Origin of the sequence: Blautia sp. MSJ-36, from assembly GCF_018917985.1 — a bacterium.
Taxonomy (GTDB): Bacteria; Bacillota; Clostridia; order Lachnospirales; family Lachnospiraceae; genus Blautia_A.
In genome coordinates, this window is sequence record NZ_JAHLPQ010000002.1 from 43,820 (window position 1) to 66,615 (window position 22,796).

A 22,796-nucleotide genomic window follows, 5' to 3' on the forward strand; every position below is an offset into this window, starting at 1 on the left:
AAACTTATACGATATTAAAATAAAATGCTCTCTTAAAAACGTATATTTTCTATTAATTTAATAAATTCTTTCTCTTCCATATTTCCGCTGATTTGATAAAATGCCGTATCAGTTTTCCAGTATGCAATATAATTTTCTTTCTTATCATGTTTATCTTTTATTTTTCGTATTTCGATTTCAAATTTTTCATCTTTTATTTTTAATGAATTTATTATTCTCCCATCAAGAACGTAATCTGTTGTCTTACTGTTATTTCTATAATCGCTAATATAAACTGTTATAATAGATTTTCCATAACAATACTCCATTAACGCAACACCTGTGTTTGAATATATTAAATAATCCTTATACTTAAAGTTCTCAGGACGATACAAAAATCTAGGAATCTTATCAAATCCCATTTGATTCTCTATATCACTAATAGCACTCTGCTCATCTCTATCAGCTTCATCACTGGTTGTATCATTATCAATACTAATGCTCGTATCATTTCCCGTCCACATTTTCACAGAATCAATAAAATAACTCCGATTCGCCTGGCTGGTCATTCCTGCGGCGAATACGCCTGCTGCACATACAAGCACCACAGCTGCCACACGTGCCAGTTTATGATGCTTTTTTTCAGGAAGATAGACAATTTTTTTGTTCGTATCTGCTTTATGGTCATCTGCCTCTTTGCTGTCATTTTCTTCTTCATCTTCTTCATAAACCCCATCTGCTTTCAGCCTCGCTACAAGCCTCTGGTAAGCCTCTTTTGCCTCTTCTTCTGTTTCCCCGTCATCTGGAAGGATTCCATCCGGAAACAGCACTTTTTCCATTTCGTCGATTTCTCGTTCGTATTCTTCTGCCAACCATTTTTTCAGTTCATCATCCCTGAAATCTACCATTATTTTTCTCCTGCAATCGTATCTTTCCTTGACAATTCCTCCGTTAGAGTTCATATTTAATGATAGTATATATGACTATTCAGGAGGAATCCAAATGAAACACATCGTACTTACCGGCGGTGGTACTGCCGGCCATGTAACTCCAAATATTGCCCTGATTCCAAGGCTCAAGGAGCTTGGTTATCAAATTTCCTATATCGGTTCCTACAACGGAATCGAAAAAAAACTGATCGAAGAACTTGGAATTCCCTACTATGGAATCTCATCCGGAAAGCTGAGACGTTACTTCGATCTCAAAAACTTTTCTGACCCGTTCCGTGTCCTGAAGGGCTTCAGCCAGGCCAGAAAAATTCTCAAAGAGCTGAAACCGGACGTTGTTTTCTCCAAAGGTGGATTCGTTACCGTTCCGGTTGTAATTGCTGCAAAACGCTTAAAAATTCCGGCTCTTATCCATGAATCCGATATGACACCGGGCCTTGCCAATAAACTCTGTCTCTCCTCAGCATCTAAAATCTGTTGTAACTTTCCTGAGACAGTTGCAAATCTTCCTGCCGAAAAAGCAGTTCTCACAGGAACTCCCATCCGCCAGGAACTTCTTTCCGGAGATGCCAAGGCCGGACGTAAATTCTGTGGTTTCACAGCTGACAAACCGGTACTTATGGTCATCGGTGGCAGCCTCGGTGCAGCCTCTGTCAATGATAATGTACGCAAAATTCTCCCTGAACTTCTGAAAGAATTCCAGGTTGTCCATCTTTGCGGAAAAGGTAAAACAGATGAAAGCCTTAACGGTACTGCCGGATATGTTCAGTATGAATATATTCAGGATGAGCTTCCAGATCTGTTCGCCATGGCTGATATCGTAATTTCACGTGCAGGTGCCAACGCAATCTGCGAAATCCGCGAGCTTCATAAACCTAATCTTCTGATTCCACTCTCAGCGAAAGCCAGCCGTGGTGATCAGATTCTCAATGCCCGTTCTTTCGAACGCCAGGGCTTCAGCATGGTGCTGGAGGAAGAAGAAATCACAGAAGCCAAACTTCTGGATACAATCCGCCAGCTTTATACTGACCGCCAGAAATATACAGATGCCATGGCAGGAAACGGCCGTGTGGATTCTATCAGCAAGATTACCGATCTTATTGAAGAGTGTGCCCGTTCCTGACACACCGCTCTCATACAGAAAACTCTGCCATTTCTTTTTCAGATACGGCAGGGTTTTCTTTTTTTATTCGTATACTTTCCGAAATTCTTCTTTCAGCCAGCGCTTTGCCTTATATATCCTGTTATTAACGCCACTTTTGGTCAGTCCGTACTCTTCTGCAACTACTTCAACGGGAACATCCAGATATTTAACCTGAATCAGAATGTCATAATTAACAGGCTGCTCCTCACGAAATCTTTCCAGTACCATATACATAAATTTATTCTTCTCTTTACGCAGAAGTTCTTCTTCTGCATCAACCGTCTTATATACATTCAGAACTTCTGTAACGTCGGCTGTGCAGATAACTTCATGCCGGAAACTGGATTTCTTTTTGTAATCCATAGCCTTATTCACCGATGCCCTCCGTATCAGAGAATACATCATTTTTTCATTATCAATATTCAGATGTTTCCGCTTGGTATACATTTTGTAGATTACATCCTGACTGACATCATCGGATATGTTCCAGTCATGCAAAACTCCGTATGCATATGCTCTGGATATTTTTCGATACTTAAGGTAAAACTCTTCATATGTCTGATTTTTCATTTTTCCTCTTTAGTAGGTATTGATTAGTCTCTGACCTTTTTTAGAATTTCGTCTCTCACCTCATCATTGAGTTCTCCCGGAGTCCAGGTCAGTCCAACTCCGTCTCCTTTATATCTCGGAATCAGATGCATATGAAAATGAAATACAGTCTGTCCCGCAATTTCTCCATTGTTCTGCACAATATTAAAGCCATCGCAATTCAGTGCATCGCTAAGCTTTCCGGCCATTTTTTTTGCAAGAATCATAGCCTTTCCTGCAGTTTCATCCGGAAGCTCATAAATATTGGCTGCATGTTTCTTTGGAAGAATCAGTGAATGCCCCTTGCTGGCAGGACCCAGATCAAGAATTACCCGAAAATCTTCGTCCTCATAAAGTGTTGCTGCCGGAATTTCTCCATTTGCAATTTTACAAAATATACAATCTCCCATTTTATTGCCCTCCTGTTTCAGAAAATATTTTCACTTATTCTTATTGTGTCGTATTTTGTCGATTTTTTCAATACTGTTCTTGTTGATATTTGAAATTTCTGATGTTAATATTTCTCCGAGGTGATAATATGTGCAACGATGACACAGTCAGTAAATTAAAAAACGATTTTCATTACACACTTTCCAAATTTTCTCATGAGATCCGAAATCCCCTGACACTGATCAGCAGTGAACTCCAGATGATTGCTTCCGCTCATCCAGAAGTTGAAGATTACGACCACTGGAACGACGTCATGGATAATCTCGCTTATGTGACAGATCTTCTTGATGATCTATCTGTTTTTAATAATGCAGGACGTATCCGGCTGGAAGCCACAGATACCTGCGATTATCTGAAAACAGTAATTTCTTCCATCAAACCTACTCTTGATTATCTGGGTATTACTTTTGAATCCCATATCCCAGAATCTCTTCCAGTTTTAATGCTTGACAAAATTCGAATCCGGGAAATGCTGCTGAACCTTCTGAAAAATGCATGGGAAGCCGTTCCTGTTCCCGGCGGAAAAATTTCCGTATCTGCTTTTTCCAAAAAATCCGGTATCTGTATCAATATTGAAGATAATGGATGCGGGGTTTCAAAAGAACAGCTGAACAGTATTTTTCAGCCGTTTTTCACAACAAAAGAATCTGGCACCGGCCTCGGACTTGCCATTTCCAGACAGATTATTGAAGCTCATCACGGCAGTATCTCCATAGAGAGTACTCCTGGTCAGGGAACCGTTTTCCATATTTTTCTTGGATGATAAACGATTACAGCAGCAATAAAGCCACACAACAGACCGCCTGCATGGGCTGCATTATCTACTCCACCACTTGCAAAGCCGAAATAAAGAGAAAATGCAGCCATAAGCAGCATCTGCTTCATATTCAAATCTGCGACTCTTCCTCTGTGACGTATGATCACATAAATCATTCCACCCATCACTGCAAAAACAGCTCCGGAAGCTCCTGCTGACAGTGAATAGTCTCCTGTCCGCATATCCCAGATCAGAGAAATCAGATTCCCGCCCAGTCCTCCAAGAATATAAATCAGCAGAAATTTCATTTTTCCGGTAACTGGTTCCAGACGCTGTCCCAGAACAAACAGTACCAGCATGTTATTAATCAGATGTGGCGCACCGAAATGCAGAAACATACTGGTAATCATGCGATACCATTGTCCCTGCTCTATGATAAGTGGTGCATAAACAGCACCACATTCCAGCATATGCTGTCCATTCTCTGAACCACCGGTGAATTCCACAATAAGAAAAATAAGAGTATTCAACAAAATCAGTAGTGCAGTCACAGGTTCTCTCTTTATTTCTTCCACTTTAGTCCTCTTTTCTGCAGTTTTTCATGATAGTCTCAAAAACTGCGCCGTTATAATCTGAAAATTCAAATCTATTGGACTATTTTAACAGATTTCCATTATACAGACAACCTGTGGTCTATTATATAATACGACATAAACCTGATATTTTCGCTCTGTTATTTCAAAAAAATATAACGAGCCTGTGCAAAATCCACTTCATCTTCGTCTTCCAGAAGGCGGTCTTCTCCGTTTTTCAGGATCTGGCCATTAACAGATGTTCCATTTCTGGAATTCAGATCTGTCAGATAATACTCCCCATCTCTTTTTCGAATCTTTGCATGGATACGGCTTACGGTAGGCATATTGATCACTGCATCCGCTGCAGTCTCCAGCTTTCCGATTACTGTAATATCCCGGTCCAGATATATGGTTGCCAGCTCTCCTGGCTCATGGCTGACCAGAGTAGCCGGTCCCTTTGTTATTCCTACCGAAAGAACTACGGTCTCTCCAAAACACTCCGTATTTTCTTCTGATACTTCGTGCTCTTTTATTTCCGGCTGTTTTTCTTTTTCCTGCGGAATCTCATAAATATTCTTTTCCTGAAAATCTCTGATCCTGTCTGTTTCCTCATAAGGATTCTGTTTCTTCTCAGGAATCTTTTTCATCAGAATATAACTCAGCATTCCAAGGACCATCAACCCCAGAATCACAGACAGAAATACGCCGGTGCTTACTCTTGGAAGATATCCTGCCGCCATTCCCGCAGTAATTCCCAGAAGAATCAGAAGTGCCAAAAGAAACCCTGCCGTTTTCCACAGTCTGTCCCTGTTCTCTTTTTTCACCTCTCTGTTATTTGGCTTACTGTCCTTTTTCTTTTTTTCCACCCCGTCCAGGTCTTCTCTGTTCCAGTTTTCCATCTGCCAGAGTTCTTCCTGTTCTTTATGCTCTTCCTGGCTTTTCTCTGCCTGCTTAAATGGCTTCTTTTTTTCGTATGCGGCAAAATCTGATGCCTTTCCATTTTTCACTTTATAAAGTTCTTCTTTGATATACTCCAGGTGGAAACTGTCTTCCAGTGCACGTCTGTATACGCCATATCCCAGCATAACCGCTTTTCCGTCTTCATGATTCAGCTTTGGAAGAATATATTCAGCCAGATTCTGAAACTGTTTCTGTATCTCGCCGTGAAATCCTGGAAGATAACAGAACCGGACATTCTGTTTTTCCGCATCCAGATAAATATATTCCGGTTCCAGAATCAACTGGCAGGGATTCAGAAGATACTCGGACATTGCTTCCATAACCTGGACAAATCCTCCCAGAATTACCTGAAGTTCTTCCATCCCAATCTTTTTTTCTTCAAAAAGAGCAGTCATTGAATGCCTGGAAGTCACATCGTAATACACCATGAATTTTCCATCTATCCCCTGAATCCGGCACTGAAGAAGATCCGGTACCGCATTTGCCACAATCATTCGAACCTGATAGGAATTGGTATCAATTGCATCTTCCCCTGTCAGAATCAGATAATTGTGGTTCATGTCTCTCTTATATTCCGATTTCATTTTATTTTTTCACCTCTTCCAGAACATCCACCGTTCCCTTCACTTTACGTATCCAACCTGTCGGACGCAAAACAGATGCTTTTCCGCAAACTTCAATTTTCCATTTCTGTGACAGAAAACCAGCTGGTACATCCATCTGATAGGTTACCTGTACGGTTTTCCCTGCACTGGTCTGCATACTTAGGTTCTCACCACCCGGAAGTCCAGTACTCCCGAGCATTCTGCCCTGAATATCTGCTTTTTCATATATGTCTCCGTCTTTTTTATAACCTTCCATACTTCCACTGACTGCCGCCTCATATGCTGCTGACGTCAGCCATGCCCGGTTATGTACAAAAAAATCCAGATACAGAAGCCCCATCAACACCATGAGAATCAACGGCATCAATAATGCCGCTTCTATTGTAAAACTTCCTTTTTTCAGTTTTTTCATAAAAGTATTCCTCCCAGATATCCAACCAGCAGAAACGGTGCAAAAGGTATTTCCGTATCCCGTTTCTTTTTAAACACCAGAAGCTGCAGGCCCGAATAGATTCCACACAGCAAAAGTGCAGCGCAGAGAACCCCCAGTAATTCTCCACTTTTCAGTACAGATCCCATTGCCAGAATCAGAAGTCCGTCTCCAAATCCGATTTCTCCCCTGGTCAGCACCGATATCACCGCCGCAATTGTACCTGCTCCCATAGAAATCAGTCCATCTGCCCAAAACGTTCCTTCCCATATTCTCCACAGAATTCCCCCTGCAAGAAAAACACTTAATACCGGAACACAAATCTCTTTTTTCCGAATGTCTGTCCATGTATTAATTCCCAGGAATACAGTCATACAGATTTCCAGCCTGTCCATAGTCTTCCTCCTTTTAACCACAGCGCCCGCAGGCACTCATTTCACCGGATACTTCTGCTTCTTTTACCATTCTCACAGACCGTTTCAGTGCACTGCAGCTTTCCCTGTTATGAAAACGATTACTCTTTTTTGTAATATACACAGTTCCCGCCGGTTCCTGCCCGCGACTACAAAGTTCACATGCCTGATATTTTTCCCCATATGTATTTTTGAGATTTTTTACCGAAGATCCGGATACCTGCTGCACAGACAGATTCAGATAACTGCATCCAAGTGTTCTGTGATACACGGTTCCGGACTCAGTTACATAGACCATTGGCTGGCTTTCCACTGCATCATTTCCTTCTTCATAGAGCACACCTGTCCATGCATGAACCTTTACCGTGTTGTGGAACCATATTTTGGGAAGCGGAATCAGACCACCGATAGGCTGATAGGAATATACATCCGGCAATGTAACAGTTTCTGCTCCGGAACTGCCAGTTCCATAAGCATACATTCCTGCCTCTTTTGTTTTCTGGCATAAACCGGTCAGATGCTCTGTCTGGACTCTGTAAATATCCATAAATGAAATCAGTGCAATCACTCCAAAAAAGAACAGTGGCAAAACCAGTGCAGTCTCCAGTGTAAGACTTGCTCTCTTTAAAAAGGTGCACGGGGATACTTTTTCAGAAAGCGGTTTTCTGCTTATCGGGGAAAACAGAAATAACCTTCCTTGAGAGCGCCTTTCTCTTTTTTGATCCAGTCTGTTTATCTGATTTTTATCTTCTTTTTCTTTCTGAAAAAGCATCCCTGTGCACCTCCTTTTCTATTCATAGGCATACTGCCTTGTAACCGTAAATATTTTCTTTTTGTTTGCTTTTACATCTGCGGATGCTTCCAGTGCAACAACACAATGATCCATCTGAAATCCCGGTCTTTTTCCTTTTTCACGGATCGCACATTCAATCATATCCATTCCTCTCGTAACTTTTTCCTGTTTTCCTTTTGCCATAAGAAGAACCCGGAGATAATCCTCATAAGACATCCCTCCACTGGAATCTTTTCTGGAAGAATCCAGCCTGTCCAGAATATGCGCCAGATTTTCCAGAGATAGCTGCCAGTCTGCTGCTGTTTTTACAAGCGGAACATGCCCGCCTGCAAACAGTTCCCTCACATCCAGAATACTCTCCGCAAACGCCCAGCAGAATATCAGTGCAGCTTCAATTACTACTGCTGCCGGCGGAATCAAAAAACCCGATGCAATTGCCAGAGCCAGTGTTTCTACCTGGATACGTTTTCCTCCGTCAGAAATTAAATATGCCATATTCACGCCCTGACGGATCAGAAGCAGTTTTGTTGCTACAGATTTCAGATTCTCACGGTCACTGTTTTTTCCTCCCAGGATATACTCCACCTGGTAGTTCAGTCCCGAAGACGCAGGTTTTCGATAATTTCCCAGTTTTTTCAGCAGATACTGGCCAAACAGAATTCCTGAAGTATAGGAAGTATCTGACTGAATATCCGAATTCATTACCATTCCCGTCTGAAGTTTTCTTCCTGACGCCAACGTTCTCCTGTCTGTGGAAGCATCTGAAATTCCACGGTCTGCCGGAACTACCAGATCGAGAAGCCCCATTTTTCGGATTCTTCTGATAACCGGAATCGGATTTTCTACGGTTGTATCTGCTCCACCGGTAAAATCTTCTCCACTTCCTCCATCTCCGAAATCTCCCTGATCCTTCTGATTCTCCTGGTTATTCTTTGCTTCTTCACTTTTCTGCGCCGCATTTGAAATCTCAGAATCATAGGAATCCAGACTTCCACCGTTTTCAGACTGTTCTCCTTTTCTTTGCGCTTCGTCTGTTTTTTCTTCCTGGTCTTTCAGTTTTTCGAGAAGGATCTGTACCCCCTGGCTTCCAAGTGTTTCCCGCATATAACCGACAGCCTGCTGATAAAAAACTTCTCCGTCTCCGTCAGTCAGCAGACGGTATCCATTAAATCCTCCCTGCAAAAGTTCCAGTTTCTGACTGTTCTGTTTTAATACAGGTTTCATATAGGACTCAAAATTATCATACACAGAGGCCATATCTACCTCCTCTTTTCCACCTGCATAGAATGCGAACAGATCATAATTCTCAAGCAGTGTCCTGTCGTACTGCCCGAACAGGGAATAAAGTCCGATATCCATACTGTTCAGTATCTGCGTTCTGGCAGCTGACATACGTACAGATTCGATACTGGCACACACAAGTGACAGAACAACACTCAGAATCAGCGCCAGAAAAATCGTAATACTGCCTTTTTTCACTGTCTTTGCCAAAGGGTACCTCTCCTTTCCAAAACGGTAAATCATCGCTTACCGTTTTTTATCCTTCTCAGATTGAATTGCTTTGTTTGGTGATTTTTGAAAGGATATTTTTAACAAGCGAAGTGAGCTGTTGCTTAAAGATGACAACCAGACTGATCAGAACCACCAGAATCAGAATAATCTCCACAACTCCCACTGCATCTTCTTCCGCCACAAATTCTTTCATATATTTCCAGATATTTTTCATTTGTCACCTCTCATTTCTGTGTTTTCACACGGTTCTTCTATCCGCCGTAAAAGGAAAGACAGGCCGGCAGCATAATTACTGCCATCACAACCAGAAGCATCAGTACCATCGGAAGAAGCAGTTTCGTTGCTGCCGCCTCGCCCAGTACTCTTGCCTTTCTTTTTCTTTCCTCCCAGGCTTCCACAGATTCTTTTTCCAGTAAATCAGACAGATACCGGCTTCCTTTCTGAAGATTCTGAATCAGAAGTGTTGACAGCGTTTTATATTTTACCTGTCCACATCGCTCTCCAAATCTACGATAAGCCTCTGCTTCCGAAACGCCGCTGTCCATCTCATAACATGCTGTACGGATTTCCTCATATGCTGCGCGTTTATTTCCCTCTTCTCTTTTTCCATAATCCATGGCAATTTTCTGAAATGCCTTTCTCGCAGTTAAACCTGCCTGTACCAGAAGAGTGAATTTCATAACCAGCCCCGGATAATCCATCAGCATCTGTTCTCTTCTCTTTATCTGAACAGATTCTTCTTCTCTTCTTTTTGCGATTACCACTGCTGCCGCCGCAACCAGTCCCAATGCGGAAATCAGATTTCCGGTTGTATCCTTCGGCTGCTCCCATTCCAGGTGTTTTCCATTCCATTCTTCCGGAAGATAATAGTACCTGGGATCATTCTTTTTCTGGTTATACTGTACGATCATATCCTGCAGTTCTTTCTCGCGCTGCTGTTCTTCGCTCAGTTCTTTCTCAGTTTCCGGCTCTTCCCCGGACTTTTCCGTTTCCTTTTCCGGCACCTGCACATACAGGGAGCCGGCTTTTTTTCCGTCTACAGATACTATGAATTTCTCTTCGTAAGCACCTGTCTCCTCTTTTTCCATACGGTATCCGGATGAATACACCGTACCTCCGCCACTTTGAACGGTCAGAAGCATTCCGATGATATTTCCGGCAAGCGCTACCAGGATAAAAAGTTTCTGTCCTTCTGCATTCCCTGCCCACGGCGGCAGACGCCCCAGCTTTCCGGCAAGAAAAGCTCCAAGAATCACCATAAATATCACAATATGTATCCACATCACACACACCTACACTTCTATATCTACAATTTTCACTCCCAGCCAGTAAGACAATCCATAAATTACCATACAAACTGTCATGGCACAGATTCCAAAGGGATTTCCGTAAAGTACATCCAGAAATCCCGGAGAAGTCAGCTTCAGATAACAGATAATGCCGGCCGGCATAACGCTCATAACCATCTGTTCAGATTTTTTTGCAGCCAGCGTTGCCTCTATTTCTTTTTTTACTTCAATCTTATCTCCCAGCATCCTGGCAACCTTCTGAATCATCTGCGTCATATCTCCGCCAGTCCGTTTCGCTGTATAAAATACCGCCGCAAAATTCTCAATATCTTCCACGCCGCTTCGTTTTCCAAAATCCAGAAACAGTTCTTCCACAGGAACACTTAAACGCAGCTGACTCTCGATATAACGAAATTCTTCCAGAATATCACTTCCCTTTTCGTAGAGTCTTCCCAGATCCTTCACACTGGCCCGCACAGCATTTTCCGCAGAATACCCGGCCTGTACGGCTACATTCATGGATGTCAGCGCATCCCGGAACTGATAATTCAGATTCCGCTGTTGTCTTGCAATGCATTTTTTCTTCTGGATTTTCAAAAATATCACCGGTACCGGCAACATAAACAGCAGTACCGGAAGGCTCTGATAAAACAGATAATCGGCTGCAGCGCATACGGCAACTCCCTCCAGAAGATACTTTGCTGTCTCCTTCGCCGTAAAATGATATGTCCTGTAATCTTTCCTCGTAAATTCCCATTTCTTTCCTTTCCGTTCTTTCATAATTTAATTCCCGCCCGTTCCATTTTTTCACAGTGTAAAAGTGTATTTACTTTTACAAGTCCTTTTCCTTCTTCCCTGCGATACAGCGGCCGTGTCCGAATCTCTCCGTTCTCAAAACCACACACCTCCGTAATCTCAAGCAGTTTTCTGCTTTTGTCCCGCATTCGGCCAAGGTGTACCAGAACATCTACGCCAGAGGCAATCTGCCTGCGTATCGCTTCCAGGGGAAGGTCAATTCCCATAAGTGTCATAGTTTCTATTCTGGACAGCATATCTCTGCTGCTGTTTGCATGAAGAGTAGACAGACTCCCATCATGTCCTGTATTCAGGCTTTGCAACATATCTACCGCTTCTCCTCCTCGAACTTCACCTACAATTATTCTGTCCGGCCTCATTCTGAGTGCAGACCGTATCAGATCACGGATTGTCACAGAAGCCGCACCTGCCATATTCGCCATCTTTGCCTCAAGACATACCAGATTTTCAATGCCACGGATCTTCAGCTCGGCATTATCTTCAATCGTAATCAGACGTTCATCCTTCGGAATATACTCCGCAACAGCACCAAGAAATGTTGTTTTTCCGCTGCCCGTACCACCGCCAATTACCATCGAATACCTTGCCTGCACAAGTTTCTTCAGAAATTCAGCACATTCTTCCGTAATACTGTCCAGAGAAATCAGTTTCTCCATGGTAATCGGATCATCCGGAAATCGACGAATTGTCAAAATTGGCCCATTGAGGGCTACCGGATAAACTACTGCATTAACCCTCGCTCCGTTTTCCAGTCTCGCATCCACAATCGGCATAGATTCATTTACTACACGGTTGCATCGCCCTACAATCTGCTGAATCACATCTTCCAGTTTTTCTTTTGATGTAAAAGTTTTATTCCATCTGGTCAGTTTTCCCGCCCGCTCCACAAAAATAGCATCCGGTCCATTGACCATAATTTCTGTTACACTTTCATCTTCAATCAGTTCCTGTAGTACATCCAGCTTTCTCACCGAACAGAACAGCTCCTGACGAAGTTCCACTTTTTCTTTCAATGAAAAAACTGTCTTGCCCGACTGATTCAGTATCAGATCATCGATCACCTCCAGGATTTCTTCATCAGACAGCTCACGGGAAACATCCAGCTGTTCCATGAGAAGATCATGAATTTCCCGGAAACGTTCTCTGTTCATGTCCGCTCCTTTCTTAACAGTTTGCGTATATAGTCTCCCAGCTGGCTCCAGACCAGCTGTTCCACGTAAGATTCCGGAGATATGTTATCTGCATGAAAGGGTAAATGCAGTTTTTCTGTTTTTTCCAGAATTTTTTCTTTATTCCAGATACGCAGAAGATTTTCAAACTGTGTAATCTTACAGGCAGACATGGTATCATTCAAAACCGGCATATAAATTCTGTTACACAACTCCAAAAGCTGAAAATTTTCATCTGCACCTCCTCCGATATCCAGAATCAGAACTTCATAGGAACTTTGCAGAGTTATCGCCTGCAAAAGCCGTTCCCAGTCTTCCCAGCACACGGTCTGAATATCCGAAGGTGTCCGTACCGGCGGTACAAAATCCAGATTATTCACGGACTGAATCATTCCATTCATTCTGTGAACCAGATTCTCATTTCCCTGCCGTACATAATAAAAAAGATCACTTAAGTTTGCAGAAAACTTTTTTCCAAAAAGCTCCTCAAATCCGGAATATTCTTCAAGATTCAGATAAAGAACCGCCCGTTCTTTTGCCAGAATCTGCCCCAACGCAAGCGCAAAGGATGTTTTCAGGCATCTGCCAAGTGGTGAAAAAACACCGATAATGTCCATATTCTTTTTCATTGCCGGAAAATCCACAGGGTTTAATGACTTTTCCTCTCCATAGCAGGCCATTACTTCGCGTATTACATCGGATGAGGACTGGTATTTATACACACTTGAATACTGATCCAGTTCCGGCGGATGTACTCCTTCCGAAAGAATGATAATCTTTCCGATTCCAAGCTCACGTACCTCTCTCTGCATTGCCTTATCCGAAATCAGCAGCAACTCAATATGATTTTCTTTTCCATAGGCAACGAGACTTTCCGCCGTGGTAAATACCTGGATTTCAAAGGGAAGATTTCTTTTCTGGTTCAGATAGTCCATGAAATTAAAAGCATATTCCACTTCCAGATCACAGACTGCAAATATGTTTTTCTTCAATACACACCTCCTGCATAAAGCAACACACTTAAAAATACTGGCACTGTAAAATGAAAATTCTCCGGAAATTCCATTCCTTTTCGGTAATAAGGCCGTATCTCGCCTGTACAGTAAAATTCATTCATATACTGACATAAATAGAGGATTCGCTGGCGGATACCGCCTGTAGAAAGAAGAATTGCCAGAGAGATGAGCGCACCTGCAAGCAGAGAATAAACAATACATTCCACAATTGTCCGGGGTCCCATAATTCCACCCAGAGCACACAGAAGTTTAATGTCTCCGGCACCAAGCATCCGAAGTACAAAAAGAATTCCCAGAAGAATGACCGGAACTGCAGCCCCTGTCAGAAATATAATTCCTCCCTTCGGCCCTTTTTCCATAACCTGGATCACAAGTCCCATAATAAATGAAAACAAAATCCAGCCATTATCTACAGATGCATATTTCAGATCCATCCATACGGCCACTGCTGAAATCACTACAGATAAAAATATACCAAAAGACATACACACCCCTTTCGTATTACAAATATATGTTTATTCAATTAGATAAATGTGGAATTTCCCGCCTGACCTGGCGGTGATCGATACCAGAAGATCTCTGGTGAAACTTATTATAGGATCCTATAAAGCTTTTGTCCAGCATTTTCGTTCGACAAATTCTGACATTCAAGAAGCTATTCGCAATCTCATTGCTGCATTATCTGAATGTAACGAAAAAAACAGTTAGAATAAGATTTCTAACTGCTTCATCTGATAGCCAGTACGGGAATCGAACCCGTGTTTCCGCCGTGAGAGGGCGGCGTCTTAGCCCCTTGACCAACTGGCCATATTCATTTGTTTCTGTCGTTTAAGTTGTTTCCCTCAACCGACTTCGTTAGTATATAACACTTTTTCTCAAAATGCAAGTACTTTTTTTAATTTTTTTTAAAAAATTTCATGTTTTTCATGTTTATTCGTTTTTTACCCATTTTCCGGTATTTCATGCGCTTGACCACCGTGGGTGTAAGTGCTACTATCAAAGCACTAAATGTTACAGAAAGAAGGATTTTTTATGCCCCGTCTCCTGTGTCTTGGCGACAGCATCACAGACTGTGGCCGACTTTTTTCCGCAGATCCGTCTGGAAACGGATATGTGAAGATTCTCTCCGGCCTCCTTCATAATGCCGGCTATGATTTTTCCATGGAAAACAGAGGAATTGATGGTTTTACCCTGGAACGGCTTCTTCAGAACATGGATTCCTGGCTGGAAGCCTCTGATCCGGATATTGTTACTGTGCTGATCGGAATCAACGATATTGGAATCATGATGAACACCCGCCGTTCGTCCGCACAACAGCAGGATTTAATGGAAATATTCGCAGCCCGGTATGAACAGCTTGCCCGAAAGCTCTCCGGCACAGGCTCCCGGAAACGGAAGCTTTTTTTCCTGGAGCCATTTGTTTTCCCATGGCCACGCTGCTACGCTTCCTGGTTCCCCCTTCTTTCTCAGATGTCCGTCCATATCCGAACAATCAGTCAAAAATACGGCGCCGTTTTTGTCCCGCTGCAAGACGATCTGAATCAGAAAGCTTCTCTGCATGGAATGTCAGCCATAACGGAAGACGGCATTCATCTTACCCGGCAGGGACACCGGATTCTGGCTGAAAAACTTTATACATTGATCACATCAGAAAGGTAATATTATGGAAAAAGCAATCAAAAAAATTGAAGATATGTCACTGAACGCATGGCCATCCCATAAAATGGAACTTTATGACGGATGGATTCTCCGTTTTTCCTACTTTTACACTCACAGAACCAACAGTGTGGAACAGTTTGGAACTTCCACCCTCCCATGGCGGGAAAAAATCCCCTACTGCGAGCAGGTCTATAAGCGTCTGGGAACTCCTGCAATCTTCAAGATCAGTCCACTTGTATCCCAGGATTTTGACTACATGCTGGAAAACCGTGGCTATTCCATTCAGCATGTAACCAATGTCATGACTGTAGATCTGGATCAGGCTGTTCTGGATGCCCCTGTCACAGATGTTCTTTTTACCAATGAGATTCCTGATTTCTGGATCCACAGTCTTTTTGACCTGAAAAAAACGACCAATCCAATCCACAGAAGTGTGGTTCCTTCCATGTACCGGGCCATTCTTAAAGAGACGGTCTGCGCTTCCATCACAAAAAACGGTCAGATCATTGCCACTGGGCTTGGAATTCTGGACCGTGACTATATCGGTATCTATGCAATCCATGTACGTGAAGATTACCGCCGCAGAGGATATGCCCGTCAGATCTGCACCGGTCTTCTCAATGAAGGTAAAAAAAGAGGGGCAAGCCACGCCTATCTCCAGGTGGTAAAAAATAATGATTCCGCAGAAAAGCTTTACAGCTCTCTCGGTTTCCAGTATTTTTATACTTACTGGTTCCGCGTACAACCTGTTGGAACACGCTTTCAGTAAATACAGGGATTTTCACAAAATCCCTGTAGAAATCAAAAAATCTTTTTGCTATAATACTTTTAACATGTATAAAATCTTTCCTGCTTTCATATACTGATCCTTATCAATCAATAAGGAGACTGATCCCATGAACGATCCGCAGGAAAAAAACAAAAAAAATCCCTATCACATTAATTACAAAAATTATCTGGATACCAATGCCTGTACTGAATGCACGGGTCTGATCAACCATGGAATAGACAGCCGTGAGCAATGGGAATCCTTCCGCCAGATCTTTGATTTTATGCCGGTACCGGAATCCCAGGACCTTACAGATAAACAGGACTGACCGTTATCCCAGGTCGGAGGACACAAATGAAAAAACTGTCTGCTGCATGTATGATTCTGGGCCTTTCCCTGTTTATGGGCGGCTGCAGCAATGATCAGATCGATGATCACATTATTTCCCTTCAGGATAAAATTTCAAATGCCACATCTTCAGATTCTGCCTCCCAGGAAACATCGGATTCTTCCCAGGAAGAACGTGTTTATATGGATGAAATTACCGGCACACTGCAGAATTTTGACGGCAAAAATCTGACGATTTCCAGCGACGGAGAAACCTATGTCTTTGACGTTTCCAACACAAGGTTGGAATGTAAATACGGCGTTGTGTTCAGTGACCAGGTCAGCATCATTTATCAGGGACAGCTTTCCGGAACCGATATCAGCACTATTTCTCCGATCAAGGTAACTGACAAATATCATAACGAAACCCCACTGGAAAACCGCACCCTGAAGGGAAAAGTAAAAAAACTCACTTCCAACGCACTCGTTATTGTCACAGAAAAAGGAAATACCGTAACTTTTCCCGTCACCGGTGTCAGACAATACTATAAAAAAGGGATCAAAGCCGGCAGGTGGGTTTATGTCCATTTTCGTGGCAAATTCATCAACGAAACCATCGTTGGAGACAAACAGTACGATGGCAGTTTCACAAAAGTAATCAGTGTTTCTGACACCGATCCTCTGAAAGTACCTGCTGCAACCCCCACCCCATCCCCGGAACCGAAGAAAAAAGAACAGCATCTCCGGGCAAAAATTGTAAGTGTCAGCACCAGTACCATGACCATTATCCCTCAGGCCACAGGTTCGGAACTAACTGTTCCACTCACTTCTGTTCCTGTATACTTTAAAGGCGGCATGGCACCTGGTTCTTATGTAAATATTATCTATACCGGTAAATTCAATGGGGAATCCACCAGCGGCATGAAAATCCGCGGAATTACAGGCGAAGATCCGGATACACTTTCTGTCCGCAATATCTCATCCACTGTAACCGGTACAATCCTGGGCACAACCGCCAATACTGTACTGATCCAGACTTATGATGGTGTAAAAATTCTCTGCAGCCGTGAAAATGTACAGGATCTTTCCACCAGTGGAATGGAAAAAGGTGCGGATCTCCGGGTTACCTTTAACCCTGCGAAATCGCGCACCTCCAATATTTATACCTGTATTAAATTCGAAGACCCGTGACGGAAGAGCGTTCGGATTCTTTTTTCCCCCTCTTCCATCCAGGCACACACCTCCGGTGTCTCACCTAAGATGTCAAAAAAAGCTCTGCATTCATCTTCCACACCTTTTCCGTGAAGAACCTTAAATGCACCAGCATCACTGCCAACTGCCACATGCACTTTTTTTCGGAAAGCTTTTTTCAGATTTTCTTCTCCTGTCCGGATAATGGAGGACAGGATCTCATTTTCGAATCTCCCACAGTCCATCAGATTCCGAACTGTCACAAGAGTAGGTACCCACACACTTTTGCTGTCTGCCAGCATGGAGAGGGTTTCTTCATCCATGTAATTGGCATGCTCGATGCTGTCAACACCGGCCTCAACTGCCGCCTGCACCCCATAATTTCCATTGGTATGGCTCATCACTGCAAAACCTTCTTCATGTGCAATATGTACCATTTCTTTCACTTCGGCCGCAGAAAGCGGAGTTCCCGTGATCTTTCCGTGATCCTCAAAATCCAGAAGGCCGGTAGTCATGATCTTGATAAAATCAGCCCCTTCCTCAGCGGCTTCCAGAACTCTGCGGTGATATTCCTTCATATCCGAAAAACTTTTTCCGACAATTTTTCCATAATGCCCTTCTTTATAAATGGCAAAAACCGGCGTGCGGTAATCAATTCCATATTCTGTGGCAAGCTGCGCGGTTCTTCTGGAAACACCATAATGATCTCCTCCATCTCTTACAAAACGGATTCCTCTTTTCTGGTATTCCTCAAGATGGCTTCGGATCAGCACATCCTGTGGCCCGTTTTTCTGTGTCTCAACGGCTTTCCGGTAATCATAGCCATTGAGAAATATATGTGCATGACATTCTCCAAACATTTTCATCACTGCTCAAAAAATCTTCTGATCTCTTCCTCAGTTGCCTGTACAGATCCCTGCACAAAGAATGGCTTTCCGCCTCCCCGTCCGTTTAATTTTGCATTCATCTCTTTTGTAAACTGGCGGAGATCGCCATCTTTTTCACCCATTGCATATTTGTAACTTCCATCTGCATTTCTGGAAAATACCGCACAGCAGCCCTGGCAGGTCTGTGTCACGGCATCTGCAAGTTTTCGCACACTGTCTGCATCCATTTCATCCATAAAGATGAGAACGCTTCCACTTCCTGCATAGCGCTCTGCCTCTTTCTGACACATATCATCCACCATCTGGCCAACCTGACCTTTCAGGCGGAAATTCTCCTCCTGAAGGCGTTCTACTGCCTGCGCGGTCTTGTCCATCTTTGCGGAAAGTTTTACGGAAATCTGATGGTTCTGGTTATTGACCATATTCAGGTAATCCAGCACACGTTTTCCACAGATCATCTCAATACGGACACCCTCACGGAATTTTTCTACGGAAAGAAGCTTCACCATGCCGATTTCTCCGGTATGTGTCACATGAGTTCCACAACATGCACAGATATCCACCCCTGGAAATTCCACGATACGCACCTGGCCGGTAATTTCTTTTTTACTTCGGTAATCAATTTTTTCCAATTCTTCTGCTGTAGGATATAAAATCTTAACCTCCGTATCTTCCCAGATCTTTTCGTTTGTTTTCCGCTCGATCTCGGCAAGCTGTGCCTCATCCAGTGAACCATTCAGATCTACCGTAATAGTATCGCTTCCCATATGGAACCCTACATTATCGTATCCGTAAGCCTCATGGATCAGTCCGCTCACCATATGCTCACCGGAATGCTGCTGCATCAGATCAAATCTTCTTGCCCAGTTGATACGCCCCTGTACTTCGGTTCCGGCTTCCAGCGGTTTATCTGTATAATGAAGAAGTTCTCCGTCTTTTTCGTGAACTTCCTTTACTTTCACATCGCCCAGATATCCGGCATCACTTGGCTGGCCGCCGCCTTCCGGGTAAAAAGCACTCTCATCCAGAATAATATGAAAGCCTTTTTTCTCTTCTCTGCACTCCAGGACTTTGGCTGTGAATTCTTTTTTATATACATCTTCATAATATAAACGTTTGGTCTCTGTCATCTGTCTCATCCTTTCTGCATCTCTGCTTTAACGTTTTATAGTATAGACCAATTTGGGACTCCCTGCTATAAGAATTCCAATTTTTTCAAAAATTGCTTTTAAAAAATGAAGTTTTATCCCTGTCTTACGCGTTATAATAAGTGAACGGGATGAGAAAGGAGCTGATCACATTACACGGGAAGAATATCTGGAATATCTGATACATACATACCAAAATTTAATATTTTCCATTTGTCTGAAATCGGTGGGCAATCCGTTTGACGCCGAAGATCTGACACAGGATGTTTTTCTTTCCGCCTACAAAAATCTCTCCCGTTTTGACGGTACCTACGAAAAAGCCTGGCTCAGCAAGATTGCAATCCGAAAATGCCTGGATCACCTGAAGGCTGCCGGCAGACGTACCATTCCCACAGAGGATACTTATTTTGAGCAGCTCCATGATAAAGAATCCTCCCCTGAAGAGGCCTGCCTGGACAAAGATTTCCAGGATCGGATACGACAGCTTTGTTCTGATCTGAAAAGTCCCTACAGAGAAGTGGCCACCGCTCATTTCTGTGAAGAAAAAACTGCTGCCGAGATTGCAGCTTCACAGAATAAAAATACAAAAACAGTCCAGACGCAGATCTACCGTGCCAGATCCATGCTGAAGGCACTGCTGGAAAGGAGTGATTAGATGCATATACCATCGGATGAATTACAGAAATTCCGGGATGGAGCTATGAATACTGATGAAATGATCCATTTTCTGGAACATATGGAGCAATGCGATTTCTGTCTGGAACAGCTGATTCAGGATGAGGAAACATCTTCTGAACATGCTCCTGCCTATCTTCGGGATGAAATTCTGAAAAAAGCAGCTTCTCCTGAAATTCAAGCTTCCAGAAAAATACATGAAACTGCTTACTGGATGAAGCTTCTCTGCACAGGATTACGTACTGCAGTGGGTATGGGGGTTGCGCTGATCATGCTTTTTTCTGTATCACAGACAGATTTTACATCTCTTCATACTTCATCTGAAACAAAAGCCAGGATATCTTCATCCTTTGACATTGGTTTCAATCTGAGCCAGCTTTCCAGAAAGATAGGTTCCCAGCTCAGTGAAAATTCTCAGAATATCAGTGATAATCTGAGTGATCTTACGAATAAAATTATAAACGGAGGCAAGTAAATATATGAAAAAACAAAAACATGGTTTCTGGGTATTTATCTTTTCCCTGATCCCCGGTGCCGGAGAAATGTACATGGGATTCAAAAAACAGGGAATCAGTATTATGCTGCTGTTCTGGGGAGCAATTGCGCTGGCCTCCATTACCGGCCTTGGATGGCTGGCCATGTTTCTCCCTGTGATATGGTTCTACAGTTTTTTCAATGTCCATAATCTGAAGTCACTGTCAGAAGAAGAATTTTACTCTGTAGATGATAATTACATTCTTCACATGGATCAATTTTCCGGTGATATCGGAAAATTCTTACAAAAACATCGGAATACAACTGCCTGGATCCTGATCCTGTTTGGTATCTGTATCCTGTGGAGTCGTTTCACAAGTCTTCTGTACCTCATTGTACCGTATAATCTGGAAGACTATGTATACAATATCTGCAACAGTCTTCCTCAGATTGCCATTGCTATCGGTATCATTGCTGCAGGTATTTATCTGCTCACTCAACAAAAAAAGAAACTGGAGGAAGAAAAAAATAAAGATGAGCATTACTGGGAACCGTACCGTCCATATCAGCAAATAACTTCCCCGGATGATAATTCAGCAGCTGCAAAAAAAAATCCTGAGGCATTTTCTTCTCAGGACAATATTTCTTCTGAAAATAGTATTCCTTCTGAAAATACTGTCCTTTCCGAAAATAAGAAAGATACCTCTTCCTCTGAATAATCAGTAACTTCAAAAAAAGATCCGAAGTCTTCCGACAACGGATCTTTTTATTTTCATCAGCCTGTATACATAACCCTGGAAAACTGCGGTGACCCTGCATATCCCTGTGATTCCTTAAATGTTACGGCTTTGATCCAGCCTGTTTTGGAACCATTTTTTACACGGATATACATCTTATTCCCAGCGGTCCAGAAATTCAGAATTTTCACGCCAGTATTCTTGCGGATCACAAATGCTTTACTTCCGGAAGTGGGAGTTGTGTACGCCTGTATGTTCTTTGCTGCTACAAAAAGTCCTGTTCTCTTGTTAGCAGCATTAAGTTTTGTATATTTTCCGTAATTGGATGTACGAAGTAATGTTCCTTTCTGATATTTGTACGTAAATTCTGTTGTACAATATCCAAGAGAATATGACATAGCCTCCGTTCTTACACGAATTGTATTACCACTCAGGTAAATTTTCGCTTCATTTACCGGTCGTCCATATGTTTCATTAATGAAATTTACAACCTGAACGATTTTTCCGTTACGGTACTGATAAAGTCCGTGGAATACACTGATATCATTATCCGTACCACCTCTCAGACACAGGAAAGGGTTTCCATTAGATAATGTAATAATACGAATGGACATATCCATAAAAGTTTTATTTATTGCACAGACTTTTGTATTATTCACATAAATATCTGCACCGTTCCAGCACCCATCGTACTGACTTTTTTTCCGGACAACCTTAATCCTGTCTTTCTTTCCATCGCCGGTGATATCATATCTCGTCCAGGTTTTTCCCGGCTGAATTGTATACATCCTGGGTACTGCCGCCTGCACTGGCAGTACGGAAAAGATCATGAGACCCATAAGAAAAATACAGATGCCCAGTAACTTTTTCGCTCTTCCTTTCTTCATTTTTCTCCTCCTTTTTCTTTGCATACTCCGGCTTTTTTATATCAGTATAATAAAAAAGCACCTTTTGAATATTATCTGTACAAAGCAATTGTTCTCATTCCGCTCTGTCACATGATCATAAACGTAACCAACTTATGATCTACGTTCATTTTACTATTCAACAGGTGCTTTCTGTAATATATTTTTTACTGCTTATGTGTTACTTTAAGACGTGTCATCGCTCTCGCAAGAGCCATCTGGTTCATATGATACTCCTGGATGCTCTGCTTCTGACGAAGCTGCTCTTCTGCACGCTCCTTGGCTTCCTGGGCACGGCGGATATCAATCTCCTCCGGGCTCTCTACGCTGAGGCAGAACAGCTTGGCACGGTTATTGATCATCTCAACAAAACCGCTGCTCACTGCAAAAATATGCTCATTGCCCTCTGCATCCGCAAAACGCATTTCACCAGGAATGATAGCTTCTACGACATTTGCATGATGAGCAAGAAATCCACGCTCACCATCCACTGCCGGAATAATGAGCTTCTGAGCACGTCCTGCATAAGCCAGTTTATTGCTGGCATAAATCTCCAGGCCAAATGTCTCACTCATAGCCGC

At 42.7% G+C, this 22,796-nt stretch carries 28 protein-coding genes and 1 tRNA gene; 9 read left to right on the forward strand and 20 right to left on the reverse strand.

Translation table 11 applies throughout. From position 1 onward, the window contains the following. Positions 1 to 32 precede the first annotated feature (32 nt). Positions 33 to 887, reverse strand: coding sequence for a DUF4367 domain-containing protein (locus KQI39_RS02295; protein WP_216416149.1), 855 nt, complete (start codon positions 885 to 887; stop codon positions 33 to 35). Between the two features lie 94 nt (positions 888 to 981). Here KQI39_RS02295 and KQI39_RS02300 point away from each other — a divergent pair, with 94 nt between their 5' ends. After that, a complete protein-coding gene (locus tag KQI39_RS02300) occupies positions 982 to 2,049 on the forward strand; it encodes an undecaprenyldiphospho-muramoylpentapeptide beta-N-acetylglucosaminyltransferase (RefSeq protein ID WP_216416151.1) in 1,068 nt (355 codons plus the stop codon). 63 nt (positions 2,050 to 2,112) lie between these two features. Here KQI39_RS02300 and KQI39_RS02305 read toward each other — a convergent pair whose 3' ends face one another. Together KQI39_RS02305 and KQI39_RS02310 are read right to left on the reverse strand one after the other, a co-directional pair. Further along, positions 2,113 to 2,640, reverse strand: coding sequence for an RNA polymerase sigma factor (locus KQI39_RS02305; protein WP_216416153.1), 528 nt, complete (start codon positions 2,638 to 2,640; stop codon positions 2,113 to 2,115). A gap of 23 nt (positions 2,641 to 2,663) precedes the next feature. Next, positions 2,664 to 3,068, reverse strand: coding sequence for an HIT family protein (locus KQI39_RS02310; protein WP_148445926.1), 405 nt, complete (start codon positions 3,066 to 3,068; stop codon positions 2,664 to 2,666). A gap of 128 nt (positions 3,069 to 3,196) precedes the next feature. On the opposite strand from KQI39_RS02310, the gene KQI39_RS02315 reads away from it, so the two are divergent. Further along, complete coding sequence (locus KQI39_RS02315) at positions 3,197 to 3,871, forward strand: two-component system sensor histidine kinase NtrB (protein ID WP_216416155.1); 675 nt, start codon at positions 3,197 to 3,199, stop codon at positions 3,869 to 3,871. On the opposite strand, the gene KQI39_RS02320 is transcribed toward KQI39_RS02315, so the two are convergent. The 13 genes from KQI39_RS02320 to KQI39_RS02380 form a co-directional block, all read right to left on the reverse strand. After that, the gene (locus KQI39_RS02320; RefSeq protein WP_330653915.1) at positions 3,838 to 4,440 is read right to left on the reverse strand and encodes a rhomboid family intramembrane serine protease; all 603 of its coding nucleotides are present in this window, start codon (positions 4,438 to 4,440) and stop codon (positions 3,838 to 3,840) included. The genes KQI39_RS02315 and KQI39_RS02320 overlap by 34 nt on opposite strands. 158 nt (positions 4,441 to 4,598) lie before the next feature. Next, positions 4,599 to 5,984, reverse strand: coding sequence for a DUF6382 domain-containing protein (locus KQI39_RS02325; RefSeq protein ID WP_216416157.1), 1,386 nt, complete (start codon positions 5,982 to 5,984; stop codon positions 4,599 to 4,601). A gap of 1 nt (position 5,985) precedes the next feature. Beyond that, positions 5,986 to 6,417 carry a TadE family protein gene (locus KQI39_RS02330; RefSeq protein WP_216416159.1) on the reverse strand — a complete coding sequence of 144 codons (432 nt, stop codon included), beginning with the start codon at positions 6,415 to 6,417 and terminating at the stop codon, positions 5,986 to 5,988. After that, entirely contained in the window at positions 6,414 to 6,830 is a 417-nt protein-coding gene (locus tag KQI39_RS02335) for a prepilin peptidase (RefSeq protein WP_148445935.1), read from the reverse strand. Before KQI39_RS02335 ends, KQI39_RS02330 begins: the two co-directional genes overlap by 4 nt. A gap of 13 nt (positions 6,831 to 6,843) precedes the next feature. Next, a complete protein-coding gene (locus tag KQI39_RS02340; protein WP_253293034.1) occupies positions 6,844 to 7,437 on the reverse strand; it encodes a hypothetical protein in 594 nt (197 codons plus the stop codon). A 201-nt stretch (positions 7,438 to 7,638) separates the two neighbouring features. Next, complete coding sequence (locus KQI39_RS02345) at positions 7,639 to 9,132, reverse strand: DUF5702 domain-containing protein (RefSeq protein ID WP_253293035.1); 1,494 nt, start codon at positions 9,130 to 9,132, stop codon at positions 7,639 to 7,641. 55 nt (positions 9,133 to 9,187) lie between these two features. Next, on the reverse strand, positions 9,188 to 9,367 hold the full coding sequence (locus KQI39_RS02350) for a Flp1 family type IVb pilin (protein WP_173762360.1): 180 nt from the start codon (positions 9,365 to 9,367) through the stop codon (positions 9,188 to 9,190). Positions 9,368 to 9,404: 37 nt separating this feature from the next. Next, on the reverse strand, positions 9,405 to 10,436 hold the full coding sequence (locus KQI39_RS02355) for a type II secretion system F family protein (protein ID WP_148445941.1): 1,032 nt from the start codon (positions 10,434 to 10,436) through the stop codon (positions 9,405 to 9,407). A 9-nt stretch (positions 10,437 to 10,445) separates the two neighbouring features. Continuing rightward, a complete protein-coding gene (locus KQI39_RS02360; protein WP_173762361.1) occupies positions 10,446 to 11,222 on the reverse strand; it encodes a type II secretion system F family protein in 777 nt (258 codons plus the stop codon). After that, a complete protein-coding gene (locus tag KQI39_RS02365) occupies positions 11,219 to 12,409 on the reverse strand; it encodes a CpaF family protein (protein ID WP_216416165.1) in 1,191 nt (396 codons plus the stop codon). Before KQI39_RS02365 ends, KQI39_RS02360 begins: the two co-directional genes overlap by 4 nt. After that, positions 12,406 to 13,419, reverse strand: a complete 1,014-nt coding sequence (locus KQI39_RS02370) for a hypothetical protein (protein ID WP_216416167.1) — start codon at positions 13,417 to 13,419, stop codon at positions 12,406 to 12,408. The genes KQI39_RS02365 and KQI39_RS02370 overlap by 4 nt, the downstream gene beginning before the upstream one ends. After that, positions 13,416 to 13,928, reverse strand: a complete 513-nt coding sequence (locus KQI39_RS02375; RefSeq protein WP_148445974.1) for a prepilin peptidase — start codon at positions 13,926 to 13,928, stop codon at positions 13,416 to 13,418. Before KQI39_RS02375 ends, KQI39_RS02370 begins: the two co-directional genes overlap by 4 nt. A gap of 250 nt (positions 13,929 to 14,178) precedes the next feature. After that, positions 14,179 to 14,250, reverse strand: a tRNA-Glu gene (locus KQI39_RS02380). Between the two features lie 225 nt (positions 14,251 to 14,475). Here KQI39_RS02380 and KQI39_RS02385 point away from each other — a divergent pair. The 4 genes from KQI39_RS02385 (at position 14,476) to KQI39_RS02400 (ending at position 17,389) form a co-directional block, all read left to right on the forward strand. Next, positions 14,476 to 15,102, forward strand: coding sequence for an SGNH/GDSL hydrolase family protein (locus tag KQI39_RS02385; RefSeq protein ID WP_216416171.1), 627 nt, complete (start codon positions 14,476 to 14,478; stop codon positions 15,100 to 15,102). A gap of 4 nt (positions 15,103 to 15,106) precedes the next feature. Then, positions 15,107 to 15,871 (forward strand): GNAT family N-acetyltransferase, encoded by a 765-nt coding sequence (locus KQI39_RS02390; RefSeq protein WP_216416173.1) that lies wholly within the window; start codon positions 15,107 to 15,109, stop codon positions 15,869 to 15,871. A 127-nt stretch (positions 15,872 to 15,998) separates the two neighbouring features. Continuing rightward, on the forward strand, positions 15,999 to 16,199 hold the full coding sequence (locus KQI39_RS02395) for a hypothetical protein (protein WP_216416175.1): 201 nt from the start codon (positions 15,999 to 16,001) through the stop codon (positions 16,197 to 16,199). Between the two features lie 26 nt (positions 16,200 to 16,225). Further along, on the forward strand, positions 16,226 to 17,389 hold the full coding sequence (locus KQI39_RS02400) for a hypothetical protein (RefSeq protein WP_216416177.1): 1,164 nt from the start codon (positions 16,226 to 16,228) through the stop codon (positions 17,387 to 17,389). Here the strand turns inward: KQI39_RS02400 and KQI39_RS02405 are convergent. Both KQI39_RS02405 and KQI39_RS02410 read right to left on the reverse strand, forming a co-directional pair. After that, positions 17,359 to 18,249 (reverse strand): amidohydrolase family protein, encoded by an 891-nt coding sequence (locus KQI39_RS02405; RefSeq protein ID WP_216416179.1) that lies wholly within the window; start codon positions 18,247 to 18,249, stop codon positions 17,359 to 17,361. The genes KQI39_RS02400 and KQI39_RS02405 overlap by 31 nt on opposite strands. Before the next feature lie 5 nt (positions 18,250 to 18,254). Continuing rightward, a complete protein-coding gene (locus tag KQI39_RS02410; protein ID WP_216416181.1) occupies positions 18,255 to 19,406 on the reverse strand; it encodes an alanyl-tRNA editing protein in 1,152 nt (383 codons plus the stop codon). Between the two features lie 199 nt (positions 19,407 to 19,605). Between KQI39_RS02410 and KQI39_RS02415 the strand changes: the two genes are divergently transcribed. The 3 genes from KQI39_RS02415 to KQI39_RS02425 are packed head-to-tail and all read left to right on the forward strand — an operon-like array spanning position 19,606 to position 21,292. After that, positions 19,606 to 20,079 carry an RNA polymerase sigma factor gene (locus KQI39_RS02415; protein ID WP_330653928.1) on the forward strand — a complete coding sequence of 158 codons (474 nt, stop codon included), beginning with the start codon at positions 19,606 to 19,608 and terminating at the stop codon, positions 20,077 to 20,079. Next, positions 20,080 to 20,574, forward strand: coding sequence for a hypothetical protein (locus KQI39_RS02420; RefSeq protein ID WP_216416183.1), 495 nt, complete (start codon positions 20,080 to 20,082; stop codon positions 20,572 to 20,574). A gap of 4 nt (positions 20,575 to 20,578) precedes the next feature. Beyond that, complete coding sequence (locus KQI39_RS02425) at positions 20,579 to 21,292, forward strand: hypothetical protein (RefSeq protein WP_216416184.1); 714 nt, start codon at positions 20,579 to 20,581, stop codon at positions 21,290 to 21,292. Positions 21,293 to 21,348: 56 nt separating this feature from the next. Here the strand turns inward: KQI39_RS02425 and KQI39_RS02430 are convergent, their stop codons facing one another. Both KQI39_RS02430 and atpC read right to left on the reverse strand, forming a co-directional pair. After that, positions 21,349 to 22,197, reverse strand: coding sequence for a hypothetical protein (locus KQI39_RS02430; protein ID WP_216416186.1), 849 nt, complete (start codon positions 22,195 to 22,197; stop codon positions 21,349 to 21,351). A gap of 185 nt (positions 22,198 to 22,382) precedes the next feature. Further along, positions 22,383 to 22,790, reverse strand: a complete 408-nt coding sequence (atpC, locus tag KQI39_RS02435; RefSeq protein WP_021977343.1) for an ATP synthase F1 subunit epsilon — start codon at positions 22,788 to 22,790, stop codon at positions 22,383 to 22,385. Positions 22,791 to 22,796 lie beyond the last annotated feature (6 nt).